Below are 18,014 nucleotides of genomic sequence, written 5' to 3' on the forward strand. Positions count from 1 at the left end.
ATCACACACGAGCGGTGCGTGAGCCACCTTCTCGAGCCGCCGAACCGGAGGCTCAGTCCTTGATCTCGCAGATCACGGCACCGTTGGTGACAGTGGCGCCGATCTCGGCCTGGAGCCCGGTGACGGTGCCGGACCGGTGTGCCTTGAGGGGCTGCTCCATCTTCATCGCCTCCATGACGACGATCGTGTCGCCCTCGGCGACCTCCTGGCCGTCGCTGACGACGACCTTGACGATCGTGCCCTGCATGGGGGAGGTGACGGCGTCACCGGAGGCGGCGGCGCCGGCCTTCTTGGCCGACCGCTTGGCCTTCTTCGCGCCTCCTGCGCCGCTGCCGGCGCCACCCGTGGCGAGCCCGCCGAGCCCGGCGGGCAGCACGACCTCGAGCCTCCGACCGCCGACCTCGACGGTGACCGTCTGCCGCTCGCCCTGCTCGTCCGCCTCGCCCGCCTCGCCGGCGTACGGCTGGATCTGGTTGTCGAACTCGGTCTCGATCCACTGCGTGTAGATGGTGAACTCGCCCTCGCCGGAGGGCGTGGAGGAGCCGACGTAGGCCGGGTCGGAGACGACCGCGCGGTGGAACGGGATGACGGTGGGCATGCCGTCGACGACGAACTCGTCGAGGGCGCGGCGGGAGCGCTCGAGGGCCTGCGTGCGGTCGCGGCCGGTGACGATGAGCTTGGCGATGAGGGAGTCGAAGGAGCCGGGGATGGTCTCGCCCTGGTCGTAGCCGCCGTCGAGGCGCACGCCGGGGCCGGCCGGCGGGTGCCAGCGGGTGAGGGTGCCGGGCGCGGGCATGAAGTTGCGGCCGCCGTCCTCGGCGTTGATGCGGTACTCGATGGAGTGGCCGCGGATCTCCGGGTCGCCGTAGCCGAGCTCCTCACCGGCGGCGATGCGGAACATCTCGCGGACGAGGTCGATGCCGGTCACCTCCTCGGAGACGCAGTGCTCGACCTGGAGTCGGGTGTTGACCTCGAGGAAGGAGATGGTGCCGTCCTGCGCGACGAGGAACTCGCACGTGCCGGCGCCGTAGTAGCCGGCCTCCTTGAGGATGCGCTTGGACGACTCGTAGAGCTCGTCGAGCTGCTCCTGGCTGAGGAACGGCGCGGGCGCCTCCTCGACGAGCTTCTGGTTGCGGCGCTGGAGCGAGCAGTCGCGGGTGGAGACGACCACGACGTTGCCGTGCTGGTCGGCCAGGCACTGGGTCTCGACGTGGCGCGGCTTGTCGAGGAACTTCTCGACGAGGCACTCGCCGCGACCGAAGGCGGTGACGGCCTCGCGGACCGCGGAGTCGTAGGCGTCGGGGATCTCCTCGAGCGTGCGGGCGACCTTGAGGCCGCGACCGCCGCCGCCGAAGACGGCCTTGATCGCGACCGGCAGGCCGTTGGCCCTGGCGAACTCCACCACCTCGTCGGCGTCAGCCACCGGGTCCTTGGTGCCGGGCGCGAGCGGCGCCTTGGCCTTGTCGGCGATGTGCTTGGCCTTGGCCTTGTCGCCGAGGGCCTCGATCGCGGCGGGCGGGGGGCCGATCCAGATCAGCCCGGCGTCGATGACGGCCTGGGCGAAGTCGGCGTTCTCGGCGAGGAAGCCGTAGCCGGGGTGGATCGAGTCGGCGCCGGACTTCTCGGCGATCGCGATGATCTTGGCGATGTCGAGGTACGACTCGGCCGGGGTGGCGCCGCCGAGCGAGTGGGCCTCGTCGGCGAGGCGGACGAAGAGCGCGTCGCGGTCCGGGTCGGCGTACACCGCGACCGACCCGATGCCGGCGTCCTTGCAGGCGCGGATGACGCGGACGGCGATCTCGCCGCGGTTGGCGATGAGGACCTTCTTCAAACTCACGCGACTACTCCTGGCGGTGACATGGCTGGGGGCGACGGGCCGCCGGGGGGCGTACCGCTCGGCAGGCTACCGCGACCCGAGCACGGCGCGACCGACTGTTTGGTGCACGGGTCGTACGACGTACGCGTAGGCGACGCCCACTGTGATCGATGCCACAAGCGCGAGCCACTGGTGGCCGGCGTCCTCGAGGGGTGGGTAGACCTGCCAGTGCGTGAGGTAGATGAACAGGCTCGCCGTGGCCAGCACCCCGGCGACCCGGGCGAGCAACGGGCTGACCGGCACGTGCGGGCGCCACAGCAGGAGCAGGAAGCCGCCGACGACGATGACCTCGCGGTGCACCTCGCCGAAGAAGCCCACGACCAGCAGCAGGGCCAGTCCGGAGACGACGAGGCGCTGCCGCGTGGTCGCGGCGCGTGCGCCCGCCCAGCCCAGCGCGAAGAAGAACGCCACGACGAGCGTGGTGTAGCGCTCGGTGGGGCCGGCGCGGAGGCCGACCTCGGCGACGCGCGCCACCGTCGCGACGGCCAGCACGCCGAGCGCGAAGCGGAACGGCGTACGACGCTCGAGCCGGTGCAGCACCGGCAGCGTGGTCAGGGCGAGGGCGGCGGCGGTCAGCCACACGAGCGACTCGAGGAACCACAGCTGCCACTGGTCGTCCCACTCCGAGCCGTTGACCACCTCGCGGACGAAGAGCACGGTGGTGAGGTCGTAGCTGCCGAGCACGAGCGCGACGCCGCCGACCCACAGCACCGCCGGCACGACGAGCTGGGCCAGGCCGGCGAGGCCGTGCCGCAGCCGGGTGCGGGCTCCGCCGGGGGCGGAGAGCTGGAAGCGCGCGAAGTTGAAGCCGGCGAGCGCGAGCAGCAGGTGTGCGCCGCCCTCGAGGGCGACGAGGTCCACGTGGCTGGCGACGATGAAGACGATCGCGAGCGCCCGAAGCGCGACCGACGTGTCGAGGTACGTCGTGCGCCGCCGCGGGCGGTCCGTGCGTGGGGCGGTGGTCCCTCCCGCGATGGCCGGCGCGTCGGGGTCCGGCGGGGCGGCGGCGTCCGCCGCGAGGCGCTGGAGGTCGCCGATGCTGCGCACGTGCCACCCGGTGGGAAGACCCCGGGGGAAGTGGTCGGCGAGCCGGGTCGCGAGCTCGACGTAGGACAGCGAGTCGCCGCCGAGCGAGACGAACGAGTCGGCGTCGGTGGCGTCGGGACGGGCGAGCACGCGGACGACGTCGGCGCGGACGGTGCGGGCGCGGCGCTCGGGTGCGGCGGTCGTGCCCGGCTCCTGCTCGACCTGCGTGGCGAGCTCGCCGAGGGCGGCGTAGTCGGGCTTGCCGCTGCCGGTCAGCGGCACCTGCGGCACGACGCTGACCCGCACCGCGTGGGCGGGTACGCCGCAGCGGTCGGCGACGAGCGCGCGCGCCGCGGCGCTGCGGCGTCCGCTCGTGACGAAGGCGTGGACGGCGCGGCCGGTGGCCACGACCCGGGCGTGGCGGTCGACGTCGGCGCGCAGGCCGGCCTCGACGGCGTCGAGGTCGATGCGCAGGCCGAAGACCTTGCCCCAGCGGTTGCGGCGCCCCACCACGGCGAAGAGGCCGTCGCGCTCGCGCGCGAGGTCGCCGGTGCGGAGCTCGGTCGTCACCCGCGGGAGGGCCAGGTCGGCCGGCTCCTCGGCATAGCCGAGCATCACGTTGGGGCCGGTGTAGACGAGCTCGCCGACGCCGGGACGGTCGTCGACGGACTCGTCGAGGCGCAGGTGCCCGCCGGGGATCGCGACGCCGATCGAGTCCGGGTGGTCCTCGGCGAGGTCCGGCGGCAGCCACGCCATCCGGGCGGTCGCCTCGGTGGCGCCGTACATCACCACCAGGTCCCACCCACGGCGGCGACCGGAGCGGCTCCAGCGGCGGACGTCGTCGGGGGCGAGCCGGCCGCCCGCCTGGGTGACCGTCCGCAGCGTCGGCAGGTCGCGGTCCTCGAACCCGCTCGCGGCGAGCAGGTCGAACGTGTGCGGCACGCCGGCGAGGCCCGTCACCCCGGCGCGCTCGAACAGGTCCCAGAAGCACGCGTCGACGACGCTCAGGTCGGTCAGCACGACGCTCGCGCCGACCGCCAGGTGGGAGTGCAGCACGGACAGGCCGTAGCAGTAGTGCAGCGGCAACGTGGTGACCGCGCGGTCGGCGGGCGTGAGCGCGAGGTAGTCGGCGATGGCGGCGGCGTTGCTGGCGACGTTGTCGCGGGAGAGCCGCACGAGCTTGGGCGAGCCGGTCGTGCCCGACGTGCTCAGCAGGAGCGCGAGGTCGGGGTGGAGGTCGTGGGCACTCGTCGGGCGGCGTACGTCGTCGCGGGCGCCGGCCGTGCAGACCACGTCCGGGTCGTAGGCCGCGAGGGTCGCGTCGCGCTGGGCCGGGCGGCCGTCGGGGACGACGAGGGCGACGTGGCCGTGCTGGAGGGCGGCGAGGTAGGCGACGAGCGAGTCGAGGTCGTTGGCGCCCTCGACGAGCACGAGCCGGCGGGCGGGACCCCAGGTGGCCGCGCGGTCGGCGACCCTCCTGGCCAGGTCGGCGTGGGAGAGGACCTCGTCGCCCGCGAGCACGGCGGGCGCGGCGCCGAAGCGGGCGTGGTCGAGGACCGGTCCGACGCCCGGCGCGACCCTGACCGCGGGCTGGGCCGAGGTGAGCGTCACGGCGAGCCCGCCGGGTGGTAGGCCCGGACCAGGCCGGTGACGCGCAGGTGGACGGTGTCCCCGGCGACGGGGTGGCGCACGCCGGCCATCCGCGCGAGGACCGAGGTGCCGTCGTCGAGGCTGACCTGCACGGCGCAGTCGTGTCCGTAGTAGCTGACCTCCTCGACCGTGCCGCGCACGCCCTCCTCGTGCGCGAGGTCGACGTACACCTGCTCGGGGCGGATCATCAGGGCGACCGGTCCGGTCGTCGGCTCGGTCAGCACGACCTCGCCCAGCGCGCACGTCGCGCGGGCATCGGTGGCGGTGCCGGGCAGCACGACGGCGCGGCCGACGAACTCGGCGACCTGCGGGTCGGTGGGGGAGAGGTAGACCTCGCTGGGCGGGGCCGACTGCACCAGCCGGCCGGCCCGCATCACGGCGACCTGGTCGGCGAGCGAGAGCGCCTCGTTCTGGTCGTGGGTGACCAGCAGGGCGGTGGTGTTCGTCGCCTCGAGCGCACGTCGTACGGCCCGCGACGTGCTGCCGCGCAGGCTCGCGTCGAGGGAGGAGAACGGCTCGTCCAGCAGCACGACGGCAGGCTGCGGCGCGAGCGACCGGGCCAGCGCGACGCGCTGCTGCTGGCCGCCCGACAGCTCGTCGGGACGACGGTGGCGGAAGTCGGCGGGCAGCTCGACGAGGTCGAGCATCTCGGCCACCCGGTCGCGACCCTCCTGCGCCCCGCGGGCCTCGCGCGGGAGACCGAACGCGATGTTGGCGGCGACGTCGAGGTGGGGGAACAGCGCGCCCTCCTGCGGGACGTAGCCCACGCGGCGCGTCTGGGGCGGCATGGAGCGCACGCCGTCCCCGGCGACGACGGTGCTGCCGAAGGCGATGGTGCCGGCCTCGGGCACGAGGAAGCCGGCGATCAGGCGCAGCAGGGTCGTCTTGCCGCAGCCCGACGGGCCGAGCACGGTCGTGAACGAGCCGTGCGGCACGTGGAGCGTCACGTCGTCGACCGCGCGGGTGGAGCCGAAGGACTTCGTGACGCCGGTGATGGTGAGCGAGCTCATACCGGAACCCTCTCGGTCGTGGTGGCAGGGCTGTCGGAGCGCATCAGCAGCACCGTGGCGGGGATCGAGACGAGCACGAGCAGCAGCGCGTAGGGGGCGGCCGCGCCGTAGCGGAGCTCGGAGGAGGCCGACCAGAACTCGGTCGCCAGCGTGTGGGTGCCGATGGGGGAGAGCATGAGGGTGGCCGTGAGCTCGGTGGAGATCGCGAGGAAGACCAGGGCGGCGCCCGCCCCGAGGCTGGGTGCGATGAGCGGCAGCGTCACCCGGCGCGCGGTCGCGAGCGGACCGGTGCCGAGGCTGTGCGCGACGTCGTCGAGCACGGTGGGTGCCTGCTCCAGGCCCGCGCGGACCGTGACCACGGCCCGCGGCAGGAAGAGGATGACGTACGCCGCCACGAGGAGGGCGGCGGTCTGGTAGATCGCCGGCACGAGGCGCAGCGAGGCCACGACGAGGGCCAGGCCGACGACGATGCCGGGCAGCGCGTTGGCGACGTAGGTGCTGCGCTCGATCACGGTGCTCGCCCAGCCGCGGTGGCGCACGGCCAGCCAGACCACGGGGATCGCGGCGAGCGTCGTGGCGACCGCGCCGGCGAGCGCGAGCGCGATCGTCGCGACGAGCGCCTCGGCCAGCTCGGCCACCGGGAACTCGGTCGACGTGCCGACGACCAGCCAGCGCAGCAGCGAGAAGGCGGGGATGCCGAGCGCGAGGACCACCACGGCACCGACGACGCCGACGAGCGGCCAGCGCCACCGGCCGAGCGCGAGGGGTACGGCGCCGCGGGCGGCGCCCCGGCCGAGCCGGGCGTACCTCCGGTCGCCGCGCAGGCGCAGCTCGGCGAGCAGCAGCACCAGGCAGAGCAGGACCAGGACGACGGCCATCGCGGTGGCCGCGGCGCCGTTGAAGGTCGAGCCGTACTGGTCGTAGATGGCGGTGGTGAAGGTCGGGAAGCGGAGCAGCGAGAGTGCGCCGAACTCGGCCAGCAGGTGCAGCCCCACCAGCAGCGCGCCGCCGAGCAGCGCGGGGCGCAATTGTGGGAGCACGACGGTGCGGAAGGTGCGAGCGCGGGAGTGGCCGAGCGACCACGCCGACTCCTCCAGCGCCGGGTCGAGGCGGCGGAGCATCGCGACGACCGGGAGGTAGACCAGCGGGTAGTAAGACAGCGTGACGACCGTGAAGGCGCCGGTGAACCCGTGGACGCTGCGGTCGAGCGAGACCCAGGCGTAGCCGTTGACGAACGCGGGGACCGCGAGCGGCGCGACGAGCAACCCGTGCCACAGCCGCCGCCCCGGCAGGTCGGTCCGCTCGACGAGGAGCCCGAGCGAGACGCCGAGCGCGGCGGTGGCGGCCATGCACGCGATCGCCAGGGTGACGGTGTTGCGCAGCAGCTCGGCGATGCGCGGGCGCGCGAGCAGCTGCCACAGGTCGGCGGGGCCGATGATGACGACGTACGTCGCCACGTAGACCAGCGGCACCAGCGCCAGGAGCGCGACCGCCGCCCCCGCGACCAGCAACGGCCGCGGAGCACGGCGCCCGGTCCGGGCGGCGTGCGCGGTCAGAGGAGGCCCGCCTCGGTCATCAGCTCCGTCACCTTCGGGCCGTTGAGGTTGGCCACGTCGACCGTGGGCGGCTCCAGCTCGTCGAACGGCTTGACCGCGGGGTCGAGGCTCGCGTCGGGATTGAGCGGGTATTCCAAGGCGTACGACTCCGCCATGGCCTGCTGGGCGTCGGTGCTGGTCAGCCAGGTGACGAACTCCTCGGCGGCGTCCTGGTGCTCGCTGCTGGCGAGGATGCCGGCGCCGGAGATGCTGAGGAACGCGCCCGGGTCCTGGTCGCCGAAGAAGTGCAGGGCCGAGCTGTCGGAGTCGCTGCCGTTCTCCTGGCGGTCGCGGTACCAGTAGTAGTGGTAAGCGATGCCGGCGTCGACCTCGCCCGAGTCCACGGACTGCATGACGACGAGGTTGTTCTGCACGATCACCCCGTTGTCCTTGAGGCCGTCGAGCCAGTCGGCCGTCGCCTGCTCGCCCTCGAGCTCGAGGACGGCCGAGACGATCGCCTGGAAGTCGGCGCCGGTGGGGGAGAAGGCCACGCGGCCCTTCCACTCGGGGTCGGCGAAGTCGAGGATCGAGGCGGGCATGTCGGCCTCGGTCATCGTGTCGGTGTTGTACATCGCGACCGTGGAGCGGGCCAGGAAGCCGGTCCACCTGCGGTCGGCCGGGACGTACTCGTCGGGGATCGAGGCGGTGGCGGCCTCAGGCAGCTCGGCGAACAGGCCGGCGTTGTCGACGATGCTCATCGCGGGCGAGTTCTCGGTGAGGAACACGTCGGCGGGCGAGTCCTCGCCCTCCTCGACGATCTGGTTGGCCATCTCGAGGTCCTTGCCGCTGCGCAGCTCGACGTCGAGGCCGGACTCCTCCTCGAAGAGCGGCACGATCTCGTCGAGCAGCTCCTCGTGCTGGGCGTTGTAGACGACGAGGTCGGGCGACCCGAAGACGCCGCACCCCGACAGGGTGGAGGCGGTCAGGAGGGTCGCGGCCAGGGCCACACTGGCGCGCGCGGTCGCACGTCGCGGGGAAGTCGTCACGGGGGGCATCCTTACTTTGCTTAGGCTGCCCTAACTCTAGACCCGGACGACGGGGTCCGCGGAATCGCGTCCGTCACACCTCGGTGCGCACCTCCATCACCCGGTGGAACGGGGTCTCCGCGGCCGTGCGCAGCGATCCGAACCCGGCCTCCTCGACCACCGACCGGATCCGCGCCGGACCGGCCTGGGTGCCGAGGGCCAGGCCCACCTCCTGCGAGAGCGAGGCCGGCGTGCAGAGCAGGGTCGAGAAGCCGTAGTAGGCGCGGCCCACCGGCGTGAGGTTGTCCTCCACGTGGTCGCCCGCCATCGGCTCGACGATCATCCAGACGCCGCCGCCCGCCAGCGTCGAGCGCACGTGCCGGGCGGCGCCGACCGGGTCGCCCATGTCGTGGAGGGCGTCGAAGGTCGTCACCAGGTCGTAGCCGGTGCCGGCGAACTCGGCCGCGCCGGCGACCTCGAAGCTCACCCGGTCCGCGACTCCTGCCTCCGCTGCCTTCCGGCGCGCGACGTCGATCGACGGAACGTGCGGGTCCGAGCCGACGAACCGTGACGCGGGGAAGGCGGTCGCCATCAGGATGGTCGACGCGCCGTACCCGCAGCCGACGTCGGCGACCAGCGCACCGGACCGCAGCCGGTCGGCGACCCCCACGGCCGGGAGCCAGGCGTCGACGAGGTGGGCGCGGTACGACGGTCGGAAGAACCGCTCGCAGCCCTCGTGCACGTCCCGGCCGTGCTCCGGCCACCCCACCCCGCCCCCGCGGCGTACGACGTCGACGAGGCGCTGGCTGTCCGCCACGGTGCCGAGGGCGATCTGGAACAGGCCCGGGAGGTACGCCGGGCTGTCGGGCTCGGTGAGGGCGACGGCGTGCTCGGGCGGGAGAGTGTAGCGCCCGGTCGCCGGGTCGTAGTCGACGAACGCGCCGGCGGCCTGCGCGTTGAGCCACTCGCGCGTGTAGGGGAGCGCGGTGCCGGCGGCCTCGGCGAGCGCGTCGGCCGTCATCGGGCCGTGCGCGGCGAGGGCGTCGTACCAGCCGAGCTTGTCGCCCAGGACGACGAGCGCCGCGTTGAGGGTCGCGCCGACCTCGTCGACGGCGCGGAGGACGAAGGACATGAGTCGCTCCTCGTCGATCGGTTCCTGGAGCGGTCGCTGGCCGGTCTGGTCGGTGGTGGTCATGGCTGCCTCCTCGGTGATGGGCCTCCCACGCTCCCGCGAGAGGCGCATCAGTGGAGAGCCGTTCGGCTACCATCTGATAAGTGACACTGATACCTGCCGTCCCGCGACTGCAGGCCCTGGCGGCCCTCGAGGCAGCCGGGTCGTTCTCGGCTGCCGCCGCGGCGCTCGGTGTCAGCCAGTCGGCGGTGAGCCAGCACGTCGCCGCGCTGGAGCGCCAGGTCGGGGCGGCCCTCGTGGACAGGGGGGCGCGGCCGGCCCAGCTGACCCCCGCCGGGCACGTCCTGGCCGAGCACGCCCGCGCCGTCGTCGCTCGGCTGGACGCCGCCGAGCGCGACCTCCTCGACGTGCTCGGCCGGCAGGAGAGACGCCTCCGCCTCGGCAGCGTGCCGACCGCGCTGGCGTCGTTCGTCCCCGGGGCCGTCGCCCGGCTGCGGGCCGAGCTCCCGGACGTCGCGCTGACGGTCGTCGACGACCACGTTCAGGGCCTGCTCCCGCGAGTGCGCGAGCGCGAGCTCGACCTGGCTGTCGTCTTCACCTCCTCGTCCGCGCCGGACCAGGTGAGCGACCTCGAGGTCGTCCCCCTCTTCGACGACGCCTACCGCGTGCTGGTCCCGACCGGGCACCGGCTCGCGAAGACCGACCGGTCCCCGAGCCTGCGCGACCTGCGCGAGGAGTCCTGGGTCGGCGGTGCCGGTGGCAGCACGTGGTTCCGGGTGGTCCGCGACGCGTGCCGGCGGCAGGGCTTCGAGCCCCGGGTGGGGGTCGTGTCGGACGACCACGTCGCCGTCCAGGCCCTGGTGGCGGCCGGCCTCGGGGTGGCCGTCGTACCCGGGCTCGCGGCCTCGGCCCGGGTCCGTGGGGTCACGGCCCGCGACCTGCGGGGACCGGGCCCGGTGCGGCAGCTGGCGGTCGCCCTCCCGGCGAGCGACTACCGCACCCGTGCGACGACCCGGATGACCGAGCTGCTGCTGCGCGCGACCCGGGCGCGGCGCTGAGGGGCTCGAGGACTCGCGACTCCTGGTCAGCCCCCGCTCGGGCGCGCCAGGCGCGGGAGGACGTCGTGGACGAGGCGCTCGAGCTGGGCCACCTCGTCGCCGAGCGGCCAGACGTGGACCCGCGTGCAGCCCGCGGCGGCGTACCGCCCCAGCAGGTCGGCGCAGTGGTCCTCGTCCCCGACGCACACGCGGTCGCGGAGCTCGGCCGGGTCCCGCCGGACGAGCGGCGCCAGCACGTCGACGAGCACGCGCTCGGCCTCGGCCGGTTCGTCGGTGACCCACGTCCACATGGTCGCCACCGCGGCGGGGAGGTCGGAGCCACCGAGCCGCTCGCGCTCCCGCGCCAGCCGCCGCCGTCCGTCGGCGAAGGCCTCCGGCGTGGTGTTGTACGCCGACGCGAGCCACCCGTCGCCCCACCTGGCGACCCGCCTCAGCCCGGCCGCCGACCCCCAGCTCGCGACCCAGACCGGCAGTGGCCCGCCCCCCACCAGCCCGCGGAGGACCTGCAGCGACTCCTCGAACCGAGGCCAGCGTTCGTCGAACGGCACCCCCGCCACGGCGTGGTCCGCCGCGGACGAGCCGGCCCCGACGCCGGCGACCACCCGGCCCGGGGCGAGGGAGGCAAGCGTCGCGAGCGCGGCGGCGAGCTGGGCGGGCCCGCGCAGCGAGGGCAGCGCGACCGTCGTGGCGAGGTCCATCCCGCCGGCGCGGTCCGCGACGGCGGCGAGGAGGGTCGGCCCGTCGAGCCACGGGCGGTGGAACGTCAGGTGGTCGTTGGCGCAGACGGCCGCCATCCCGAGGTCGCGGGCGGCGTCGACCACGTCCCGCACCCGGCCCACGTCGGGACGGTCGCCGCTCGTCGCGTCCTGTGGCAGGTGCGCGGCCACCTCCATCCCGCGAGCGTCCCACAGCGAAGCCTTCGTGGGGGTTAGCGATCGCTAACCTCCGGCGCTAGGGTGCGAGGCATGACCTTCGAGCTGTCCCCCGAGCACGAGCAGTTCCGACGCAGCGTCCGCGACTTCGCCGAGGCCGAGATCGCCCCGCACGCCGCGCAGTGGGACCGCGACCACCACTTCCCGACCGACGTGGTCCAGAAGATGGGTGCGCTCGGCCTGATGGGTCTGACGGCTCCGGAGGAGTTCGGCGGCGCGGGCATGGCCGGTGAGGACGGCGGCTTCACCTCGCTGTGCCTGGCGATCGAGGAGATCGGCCGCGTCGACCAGTCGATGGGCATCACGCTCGAGGCGGCGGTCGGCCTGGGGATCAACCCGATCCTCACCTACGGCACGGACGAGCAGAAGAAGACGTGGCTGCCCGAGCTCGTCGCCGGCGAGAAGATCGCCGGCTTCGGCCTGACCGAGCCCGGCGCGGGCTCGGACGCCGGGGCGACCAAGACCAAGGCGGTGCTCGACGGCGGCGAGTGGGTCGTCAACGGCGCCAAGCAGTTCATCACCAACTCCGGCTCGGACATCACCTCGCTGGTCACGGTCACCGCGCGCACGGGGGAGCGGGCCGACGGGCGTCCGGAGATCTCGACGATCATCATCCCGTCCGACACTCCTGGCTTCACGGCGGAGAAGGCGTACGACAAGCTCGGCTGGCACGCCTCCGACACCCACCCGCTGTCGTTCAGCGACGCGCGCGTGCCCGAGTCGCACCTGCTCGGTGAGCGCGGCCGCGGCTACGCGCAGTTCCTCGCGACGCTCGACGACGGTCGTGTCGCGATCGCCGCGCTGGCGGTCGGCTGCATCCAGGCGTGCCTCGACATGTCGCTGCAGTACGCCGGTGAGCGACAGACCTTCGGCGGCCCGATCGGGCGCAAGCAGGGCCTGGCGTTCCAGGTCTCGGACCTGCAGGTCATGCTCGACGCCTCGCGGCTCCTGACCTACAAGGCGGCGGCGATGAAGGACGCGATGGACGCCGGTGCGTCGTCGGTCACCACGGCGTCGTTCAAGCAGGCGGCCGCGGTGGCGAAGCTCTACGCCACCGAGTCGGCGGTGACGGCGACCCGGATCGCGACCCAGGTGTTCGGGGGCTACGGCTTCATGGAGGAGTACCCGGTGGTCCGGTTCTACCGCGACGCCAAGGTCCTCGAGATCGGCGAGGGCACCTCCGAGGTCCAGCGGATGCTGATCGCGCGCGGTCTCGGCCTGCCGGTCGAGTAGCGGCCCGCGACGTCGTACCGGTCGGGCCGGAAGCCGTCGACGACCATCCCCCAGGCCAGCGAGGCGCCATCTCCGCCTCCCGACGGATCCGGCCGCTCCGGCGGCCCCCTACGCTCGCCCCATGCCCAGCACGAGCCAGCGCGCCCTGACGTGGTTCGGCGTGGACGACGAGTGGGAGCGGCCGCGGCCGCGGCTCGGGCGGCAGGACGTCGTCCTGGCCGCGAGCGTCGAGGCGGTCAGCCTGCTGGCGCTCGAGCTGGTGCGCAGCGCGGGCGGGCTCGACCACACCGACGTCCCGGTCTGGACGCAGTGGCTCGCCGTGTCGACCGGGGCCGCGCTCCTCCTGGGCCGTCGCCGCTGGCCGCTGGTGGTCGCAAGCCTCGCCGCGCTGCACATGTTCGTCGCCGGGGTGACGATGCCGCAGGTCATGGGTCAGGTGTCGCTGCAGATCGTCTACTTCGTCGCACTGCTGTCCGGGGTCGCCTACGCGCGCGACCGGCGCGCGATGGTGGTCGTCATCGGCACGATCGTGCTCTTCATGTTCGCCTGGATCACCTGGCAGTTCGCCGTGGGCTCCGCGGCCCAGGACATGATCGACGACATGGACCGGGCCGACCGCGTCGGTTTCTTCCCGCCCATCCCGTCCGCGGTGGCCATGACCCTCCTGGTCAACGTCATCTACTTCGGCGGGGCGATCGTCGGGGGTGGGGTGTCGTGGCGTGCGGCGCGGCAGCGGATGCGCCTGCAGGAGCAGGCGGCGACGATCGCTGCGCAGGCGGGTCGCCTGCGCGAGCAGGCGGTCCTCGACGAACGGCTGCGCATCGCCCGCGAGCTGCACGACGTCGTCGCCCACGGCGTCTCCGCCATGGGCATCCAGGCCGGTGCCGCCCGACGGGTCCTCGACCGCGACCCCGATGCGGCGCGGACGGCCCTCGCGCACGTCGAGGACGCCTCCCGTGACGCGCTCGCGCAGATGCGGCGCCTGCTCGGGACCCTGCGGGAGGGGCCCGTCGACGGCGGCGGGGACGGGACGGGACCGGCCGGCGGGACGCGTACGCCCGAGGCCGGCGTCGGTGACCTGCCCGAGCTGGTCGCCCAGGCGAGCCAGGAGGGTCTCGCCGTCCACCTCGACGTCGTGGAGGACCCGACGTGCGCCGCGACGCGGCTGCCGCGCGGCATCGGGCTCGCGATCTACCGCACGGTCCAGGAGGCGCTGACCAACGTGCGACGCCACAGCACCGCCGACACCGTCTCGGTCGTCGTCCGGGTCGACGAGTCCTCGTCCTACGCCGAGGTCGAGGTCGTCGACAACGGTCGCCCGCGGCACGGCACGTCCGGCAGCGGCCTCGGGCAGCTCGGCATCCGCGAGCGGGCCGCCACCCACGACGGCCAGGTCGACATCGGGCCCCGGGTGACGGGTGGCTACCGGGTCCGCGTGCGCTACCCCCTCCGGGCGTCGTGATGGAGCGCCCGCTGACGGTCCTGCTCGTCGACGACCACGCCATGGTGCGCTCGAGCTTCGCGATGGTCCTCTCGGTCGAGGACGACATCGAGGTCGTGGGGGAGGCCGCCGACGGCCTCGAGGCGATCGACCGGGCCCGCGCGACGCGCCCCGACGTGGTGCTGATGGACGTCCAGATGCCGCGCATGGACGGCATCGAGGCGACCCGCCACCTCGTCGCCGACGACCTCGGGCACGTCGTCATCGTGACGACCTTCGACCGGGACGACTACCTCTTCGACGCCCTCCAGGCCGGCGCGAGCGGCTTCCTGCTGAAGAACGCCGGCCCGGAGCAGCTCCTCGACGCCGTACGCGCCGCGGGCCGCGGACACGCGCTGCTCGCGCCTGAGGTGACCCGCCGCGTCATCGGCAAGATGGCCGGGGGAGCGGACGCAGGTGCCGGTGCAGGGGCGTCGGCGGCCGAGCGGACCGAGCCGAAGGAGATGGCGCTGCTCACGGCCCGCGAGCGGGAGGTGCTGGTGCTCCTCGGGCGGGGCCTGTCGAACGGCGAGATCGCCGCCACGCTCGTGCTCGGCGAGGCCACCGTGAAGACGCACGTGTCCAACGTGCTGGCCAAGCTCCACCTGCGCGACCGCGTGCAGGCGGTCATCTACGCCTACGAGGCCGGCCTCATCCTCCCGACGGAGGGGTGACCCAGGAGGGTCGCGTGCGAGCCCCGAGCCACGCCCGACTCCACCCCGTGGCTCCGTCCGCCGGGGGATCCGCGGCGGGCCGCGCGTCACTAGCGTCGTCGTCATGCTGGAGATCAAGGAGCTGACCAGACGGTTCGGTGAGAACACCGCCGTGGACCACGTGTCGTTCGAGGTGCCGGCCGGTCTGATGACCGGCTTCGTCGGCGGCAACGGGGCGGGCAAGACCACGACCATGCGGATGGTCATGGGGGTGCTCGGCATCGACGAGGGCGAGGTGCTCTGGCAGGGTCGCCCGATCACCCGGCTGGACCGCCGCCGGATCGGCTACATGCCCGAGGAGCGCGGCCTCTACCCCAAGCAGCCGATCCTCGACCAGCTCGTCTACATCGCCCAGCTCAAGGGCATGGACCGGGTCGGGGCCCGCGCCCAGGTCACCGAGCTGCTGGAGCGGTTCGGGCTGGGCGAGCGGACCAAGGACCACCTGGAGAAGCTGTCGCTGGGCAACCAGCAGCGGGTGCAGATCATCGCCTCGGTGCTGCCCCGCCCCGCCGCGCTGGTCCTCGACGAGCCGTTCTCGGGCCTCGACCCGCGGGCCGTCGACTCGATGGTCGACCTGCTGCGCGAGTACACGCGCGACGGCGTGCCGGTCCTCTTCTCCAGCCACCAGCTCGACCTCGTCGAGCGACTGTGCGACCGGCTGGTCGTGCTGTCCCAAGGACGCCGGGTCGCCGCCGGGACGGTTGCGGAGCTGCGCGACGCGGGGGTGCCGCGCTTCCGCCTCGTCCTCGGCGGCGACGCCGGTTGGGTCCGAGACCTGCGCGGGCTGGAGGTCCTCGACCTCGAGGGGGCGAGCGCCCTCGTCGAGGTGCAGGAGGCCGGCGCCGAGCAGCACCTCGTCGCCGAGGCCACGAGGCGCGGCGACGTCCACGAGTTCGTCCGGGTCCGCCCGGCCCTCAGCGAGATCTACCGGGAGGCCACCGCATGAGCACCGACACCCCGCGCACCGACACCCTGCGCACCGACGACCCCCGCGCCCGCGACCCGCGCACCGACCCGGGCCACGACAGGCGCGACGAGCCCGCCTGGCTGCTCGTCACCCGCCGCGAGGTCGTCTCGCGCATCACCGACAAGTCGTTCCTCCTCGGCACGGCGTTCATGGTGGTGCTGATCGCCGGCTTCATCGGGTTCAACGCCTGGCAGGAGGAGCGGACCGACTCCGTGACCCTGGCCGCCACGCCCGACTCGGCCGCCATGGCCACGGCGATCGAGGACGCCGCCCCGGAGGTCGACGACAACGTCGCGGTCACCGTCCTCGAGGTCGACGACCGGGCCGCAGCCGAGGCCGCGCTGCGCGACGACGAGGCCGACGGGTGGCTGCACCCGACCGACGACGGCTGGCAGCTCACCTCGGAGTCCAGCGAGCAGGGGTCGCTGACCGACGTCGTACGCGCCGTCGTGCAGCAGCAGGTGCTCACCGACAACGCCGCGGAGGTCGGCACGACCGTCGACGCCCTGCAGGCCGGCAGCACGGTGACGACCGACTTCCTGCGCGGCGACGCCGAGAGGGCGGGCGTGGCGGAGGCCGTCGGCTTCGTGTTCGTCTTCCTGTTCTACTTCGCCGCCCTGGTCTTCGGCATGCAGCTCGCGTCGTCGGTGATCGAGGAGAAGCAGAGCCGCATCGTCGAGATCATCGCGGCCGCCATCCCGGTGCGCCACCTCCTCGCCGGCAAGGTGCTCGGCAACACCGCCCTGGCGGTGATCCAGCTGCTGGTCTACCTGGTCGTCGGCCTGGTGGGGCTGTCGTTCACGTCCTACAAGTCCTACGTGCCGGCGCTGTCCGGCCCGACGGCGTGGTTCATCGCCTTCTTCCTGGCCGGCTTCATCGCCCTCGCCTGCCTGTGGGCGGTCGCCGGGTCGCTCGCCTCGCGCACCGAGGACCTCCAGGCGACGTCGACCCCGCTGACGATGCTGATGCTGGTGATGTTCTTCGGCGGGTTGTCCCTCGACGGGCGCGGCCAGGTGATCGCGTCGTTCGTGCCGCCCGTGTCCGCGGTCGTGATGCCCAAGCGCATCCTGGCCGGCGGCGTGGAGTGGTGGGAGCCGCTGCTGGCCCTGGGCCTGCTGGCCGCGTTCGCCGCGGTCACCGTGTGGGTGGGCGAGCGCCTCTACCGCCGGGCGCTGCTGCAGACCGGCGGTCGGGTCAGCCTCCGGCAGGCGTGGTCGGCCGCCGAGTGACCCGGCGGTAGCTGCGGGCCAGGTGGGTCGACGGGGACCTCAGAAGAAGTGCACCAGCGACGAGGTCCCCGTCACCACCGCCCAGAACCGCAGGCCGCGCCCGGCGAGGCCGGTCAGCATGAAGATCCAGAACGGCACCCGCAACGTCCCGGCGAGCACGGCCGTGACGGCGTACGGCGGGATGCCGGTGGCGGCGGAGACGAAGAGCAGGCCGGCCGTGAACCACGGCCGGCCCTCGGCGCGCTCGTGCCACTTGTCGAGCGACGCCCGCGCCTTGGGCTTCTCGAGCTGCCGGTGGACCCAGGGCGCGCGCTCGACGTTCATGCCGCCCCAGTACCAGAGGATCTTGCCGAGCATCTGCCCGATCGTCGCCGCGACGAGCAGCGCCCACATCTGGTCGGGGGCCTGGCTGACGGAGACGACGAGGATCGCCTCGATGTTGATGAGCGGCAGCAGCGCGGAGGCGATCGAGGCGCCCATGACGCTCCAGAACAGCATCAGCCCGCGGCACCCGGGACCGGGAGGCCGATCTGCGCGAGGCGGCGCAGCGACACGCACTTGAGGACCAGCAGCGCGGTGGCGATCACCAGCCCGACCCACATCCAGCCGGTCACGAGCAGCAGCACGGCGAACAGCGCGCTGTTGACCGCCTTGGCGGGCTTGGACCAGTTCCACAGCCAGATGGTGCGGTCGACGACGAAGAAGTAGTTGGGGCTGCGGATCGGCCAGGCGAGGAACGCGATCGACAGGAAGCAGTCGATGACCATGAACTCGGCGAGGTAGACGAAGATCGCGGGCGACAGGTCGGGCTGGAGCCACGCGAGTCCGATGTAGAACGCCGCGGCGTTGAGCCGGTCGCACATGATGTCGAGGACGGCGCCGATGCGGGTCTCGCAGTCGCGCACGCGGGCGTAGAAGCCGTCGAGCATGTCGCCGACCCAGTAGACGCCGAGCGCGACGACGAGCAGTGTCAGGCTCTGCTCGTAGGCGGCCGTGGCAGCCAGGACGACCGAGGCGACCGTGCGGACGGCGGTGATGACGGTCGCGCCGGTGAGCAGCCGCTCCTCGCGCACGCCGTAGCGGTCGCTGGGGTCGGCCTGCGGCCCTCCCGCCGTGCCCTGCACCCCGCTCCCCACGCCCGGGATGCT

The 18,014-nt window shown here is 73.4% G+C and carries 15 protein-coding genes; 6 read left to right on the forward strand and 9 right to left on the reverse strand.

Annotated features, from left to right (window positions below; translation table 11 throughout):
- Positions 1-52 precede the first annotated feature (52 nt).
- The 6 genes from NYO98_RS03580 to NYO98_RS03605 all read right to left on the reverse strand — a co-directional run bounded on the left by NYO98_RS03580 (position 53) and on the right by NYO98_RS03605 (position 9,317).
- A complete protein-coding gene (locus NYO98_RS03580; RefSeq protein WP_268110153.1) occupies positions 53-1,837 on the reverse strand; it encodes an acetyl/propionyl/methylcrotonyl-CoA carboxylase subunit alpha in 1,785 nt (594 codons plus the stop codon).
- A gap of 66 nt (positions 1,838-1,903) precedes the next feature.
- Positions 1,904-4,513: an AMP-binding protein gene (locus tag NYO98_RS03585; protein ID WP_268110154.1), complete on the reverse strand. Its 2,610-nt coding sequence runs from the start codon at positions 4,511-4,513 to the stop codon at positions 1,904-1,906.
- A complete protein-coding gene (locus NYO98_RS03590; RefSeq protein WP_268110155.1) occupies positions 4,510-5,562 on the reverse strand; it encodes an ABC transporter ATP-binding protein in 1,053 nt (350 codons plus the stop codon). The genes NYO98_RS03585 and NYO98_RS03590 overlap by 4 nt, the downstream gene beginning before the upstream one ends.
- Entirely contained in the window at positions 5,559-7,073 is a 1,515-nt protein-coding gene (locus NYO98_RS03595; RefSeq protein ID WP_268110156.1) for an ABC transporter permease, read from the reverse strand. The genes NYO98_RS03590 and NYO98_RS03595 overlap by 4 nt, the downstream gene beginning before the upstream one ends.
- Before the next feature lie 41 nt (positions 7,074-7,114).
- Positions 7,115-8,143 (reverse strand): iron ABC transporter substrate-binding protein, encoded by a 1,029-nt coding sequence (locus NYO98_RS03600; protein WP_268110157.1) that lies wholly within the window; start codon positions 8,141-8,143, stop codon positions 7,115-7,117.
- A gap of 73 nt (positions 8,144-8,216) precedes the next feature.
- Positions 8,217-9,317 (reverse strand): class I SAM-dependent methyltransferase, encoded by a 1,101-nt coding sequence (locus NYO98_RS03605; protein WP_268110158.1) that lies wholly within the window; start codon positions 9,315-9,317, stop codon positions 8,217-8,219.
- Between the two features lie 80 nt (positions 9,318-9,397).
- Here NYO98_RS03605 and NYO98_RS03610 point away from each other — a divergent pair, with 80 nt between their 5' ends.
- A complete protein-coding gene (locus NYO98_RS03610) occupies positions 9,398-10,312 on the forward strand; it encodes a LysR substrate-binding domain-containing protein (RefSeq protein WP_268110159.1) in 915 nt (304 codons plus the stop codon).
- Between the two features lie 26 nt (positions 10,313-10,338).
- On the opposite strand, the gene NYO98_RS03615 is transcribed toward NYO98_RS03610, so the two are convergent.
- A complete protein-coding gene (locus NYO98_RS03615) occupies positions 10,339-11,205 on the reverse strand; it encodes an LLM class flavin-dependent oxidoreductase (protein WP_268110160.1) in 867 nt (288 codons plus the stop codon).
- 72 nt (positions 11,206-11,277) lie between these two features.
- On the opposite strand from NYO98_RS03615, the gene NYO98_RS03620 reads away from it, so the two are divergent.
- The 5 genes from NYO98_RS03620 to NYO98_RS03640 all read left to right on the forward strand — a co-directional run bounded on the left by NYO98_RS03620 (position 11,278) and on the right by NYO98_RS03640 (position 16,866).
- Positions 11,278-12,477, forward strand: coding sequence for an acyl-CoA dehydrogenase family protein (locus NYO98_RS03620; RefSeq protein ID WP_268110161.1), 1,200 nt, complete (start codon positions 11,278-11,280; stop codon positions 12,475-12,477).
- A 121-nt stretch (positions 12,478-12,598) separates the two neighbouring features.
- Positions 12,599-13,939 carry a sensor histidine kinase gene (locus tag NYO98_RS03625; protein WP_268110162.1) on the forward strand — a complete coding sequence of 447 codons (1,341 nt, stop codon included), beginning with the start codon at positions 12,599-12,601 and terminating at the stop codon, positions 13,937-13,939.
- Positions 13,939-14,631, forward strand: a complete 693-nt coding sequence (locus NYO98_RS03630) for a response regulator (RefSeq protein ID WP_268110163.1) — start codon at positions 13,939-13,941, stop codon at positions 14,629-14,631. The genes NYO98_RS03625 and NYO98_RS03630 overlap by 1 nt, the downstream gene beginning before the upstream one ends.
- Positions 14,632-14,734: 103 nt before the next feature.
- A complete protein-coding gene (locus NYO98_RS03635; protein ID WP_268110164.1) occupies positions 14,735-15,616 on the forward strand; it encodes an ABC transporter ATP-binding protein in 882 nt (293 codons plus the stop codon).
- On the forward strand, positions 15,613-16,866 hold the full coding sequence (locus NYO98_RS03640) for an ABC transporter permease (RefSeq protein ID WP_268110165.1): 1,254 nt from the start codon (positions 15,613-15,615) through the stop codon (positions 16,864-16,866). Before NYO98_RS03635 ends, NYO98_RS03640 begins: the two co-directional genes overlap by 4 nt.
- A gap of 39 nt (positions 16,867-16,905) precedes the next feature.
- Here the strand turns inward: NYO98_RS03640 and NYO98_RS03645 are convergent, their stop codons facing one another.
- On the reverse strand, positions 16,906-17,364 hold the full coding sequence (locus tag NYO98_RS03645) for a VTT domain-containing protein (RefSeq protein ID WP_268110166.1): 459 nt from the start codon (positions 17,362-17,364) through the stop codon (positions 16,906-16,908).
- Complete coding sequence (locus tag NYO98_RS03650) at positions 17,364-18,002, reverse strand: CDP-alcohol phosphatidyltransferase family protein (RefSeq protein ID WP_268110167.1); 639 nt, start codon at positions 18,000-18,002, stop codon at positions 17,364-17,366. Before NYO98_RS03650 ends, NYO98_RS03645 begins: the two co-directional genes overlap by 1 nt.
- Positions 18,003-18,014: the final 12 nt, after the last annotated feature.

The organism is Nocardioides pini (genome assembly GCF_026712185.1).
GTDB classification, from domain to species: domain Bacteria; phylum Actinomycetota; class Actinomycetes; order Propionibacteriales; family Nocardioidaceae; genus Nocardioides; species Nocardioides pini.

Coding starts and splice junctions, on each gene's coding strand:
- NYO98_RS03590 (WP_268110155.1), bottom strand. CDS start 5,562: ATGAGCTCGCTCACCATCACCGGCGTCACGAAGTCCTTCGGCTCCACC.
- NYO98_RS03605 (WP_268110158.1), bottom strand. CDS start 9,317: ATGACCACCACCGACCAGACCGGCCAGCGACCGCTCCAGGAACCGATC.
- NYO98_RS03615 (WP_268110160.1), bottom strand. CDS start 11,205: ATGGAGGTGGCCGCGCACCTGCCACAGGACGCGACGAGCGGCGACCGT.
- NYO98_RS03620 (WP_268110161.1), top strand. CDS start 11,278: ATGACCTTCGAGCTGTCCCCCGAGCACGAGCAGTTCCGACGCAGCGTC.
- NYO98_RS03625 (WP_268110162.1), top strand. CDS start 12,599: ATGCCCAGCACGAGCCAGCGCGCCCTGACGTGGTTCGGCGTGGACGAC.
- NYO98_RS03630 (WP_268110163.1), top strand. CDS start 13,939: ATGGAGCGCCCGCTGACGGTCCTGCTCGTCGACGACCACGCCATGGTG.
- NYO98_RS03635 (WP_268110164.1), top strand. CDS start 14,735: ATGCTGGAGATCAAGGAGCTGACCAGACGGTTCGGTGAGAACACCGCC.
- NYO98_RS03640 (WP_268110165.1), top strand. CDS start 15,613: ATGAGCACCGACACCCCGCGCACCGACACCCTGCGCACCGACGACCCC.
- NYO98_RS03645 (WP_268110166.1), bottom strand. CDS start 17,364: ATGCTGTTCTGGAGCGTCATGGGCGCCTCGATCGCCTCCGCGCTGCTG.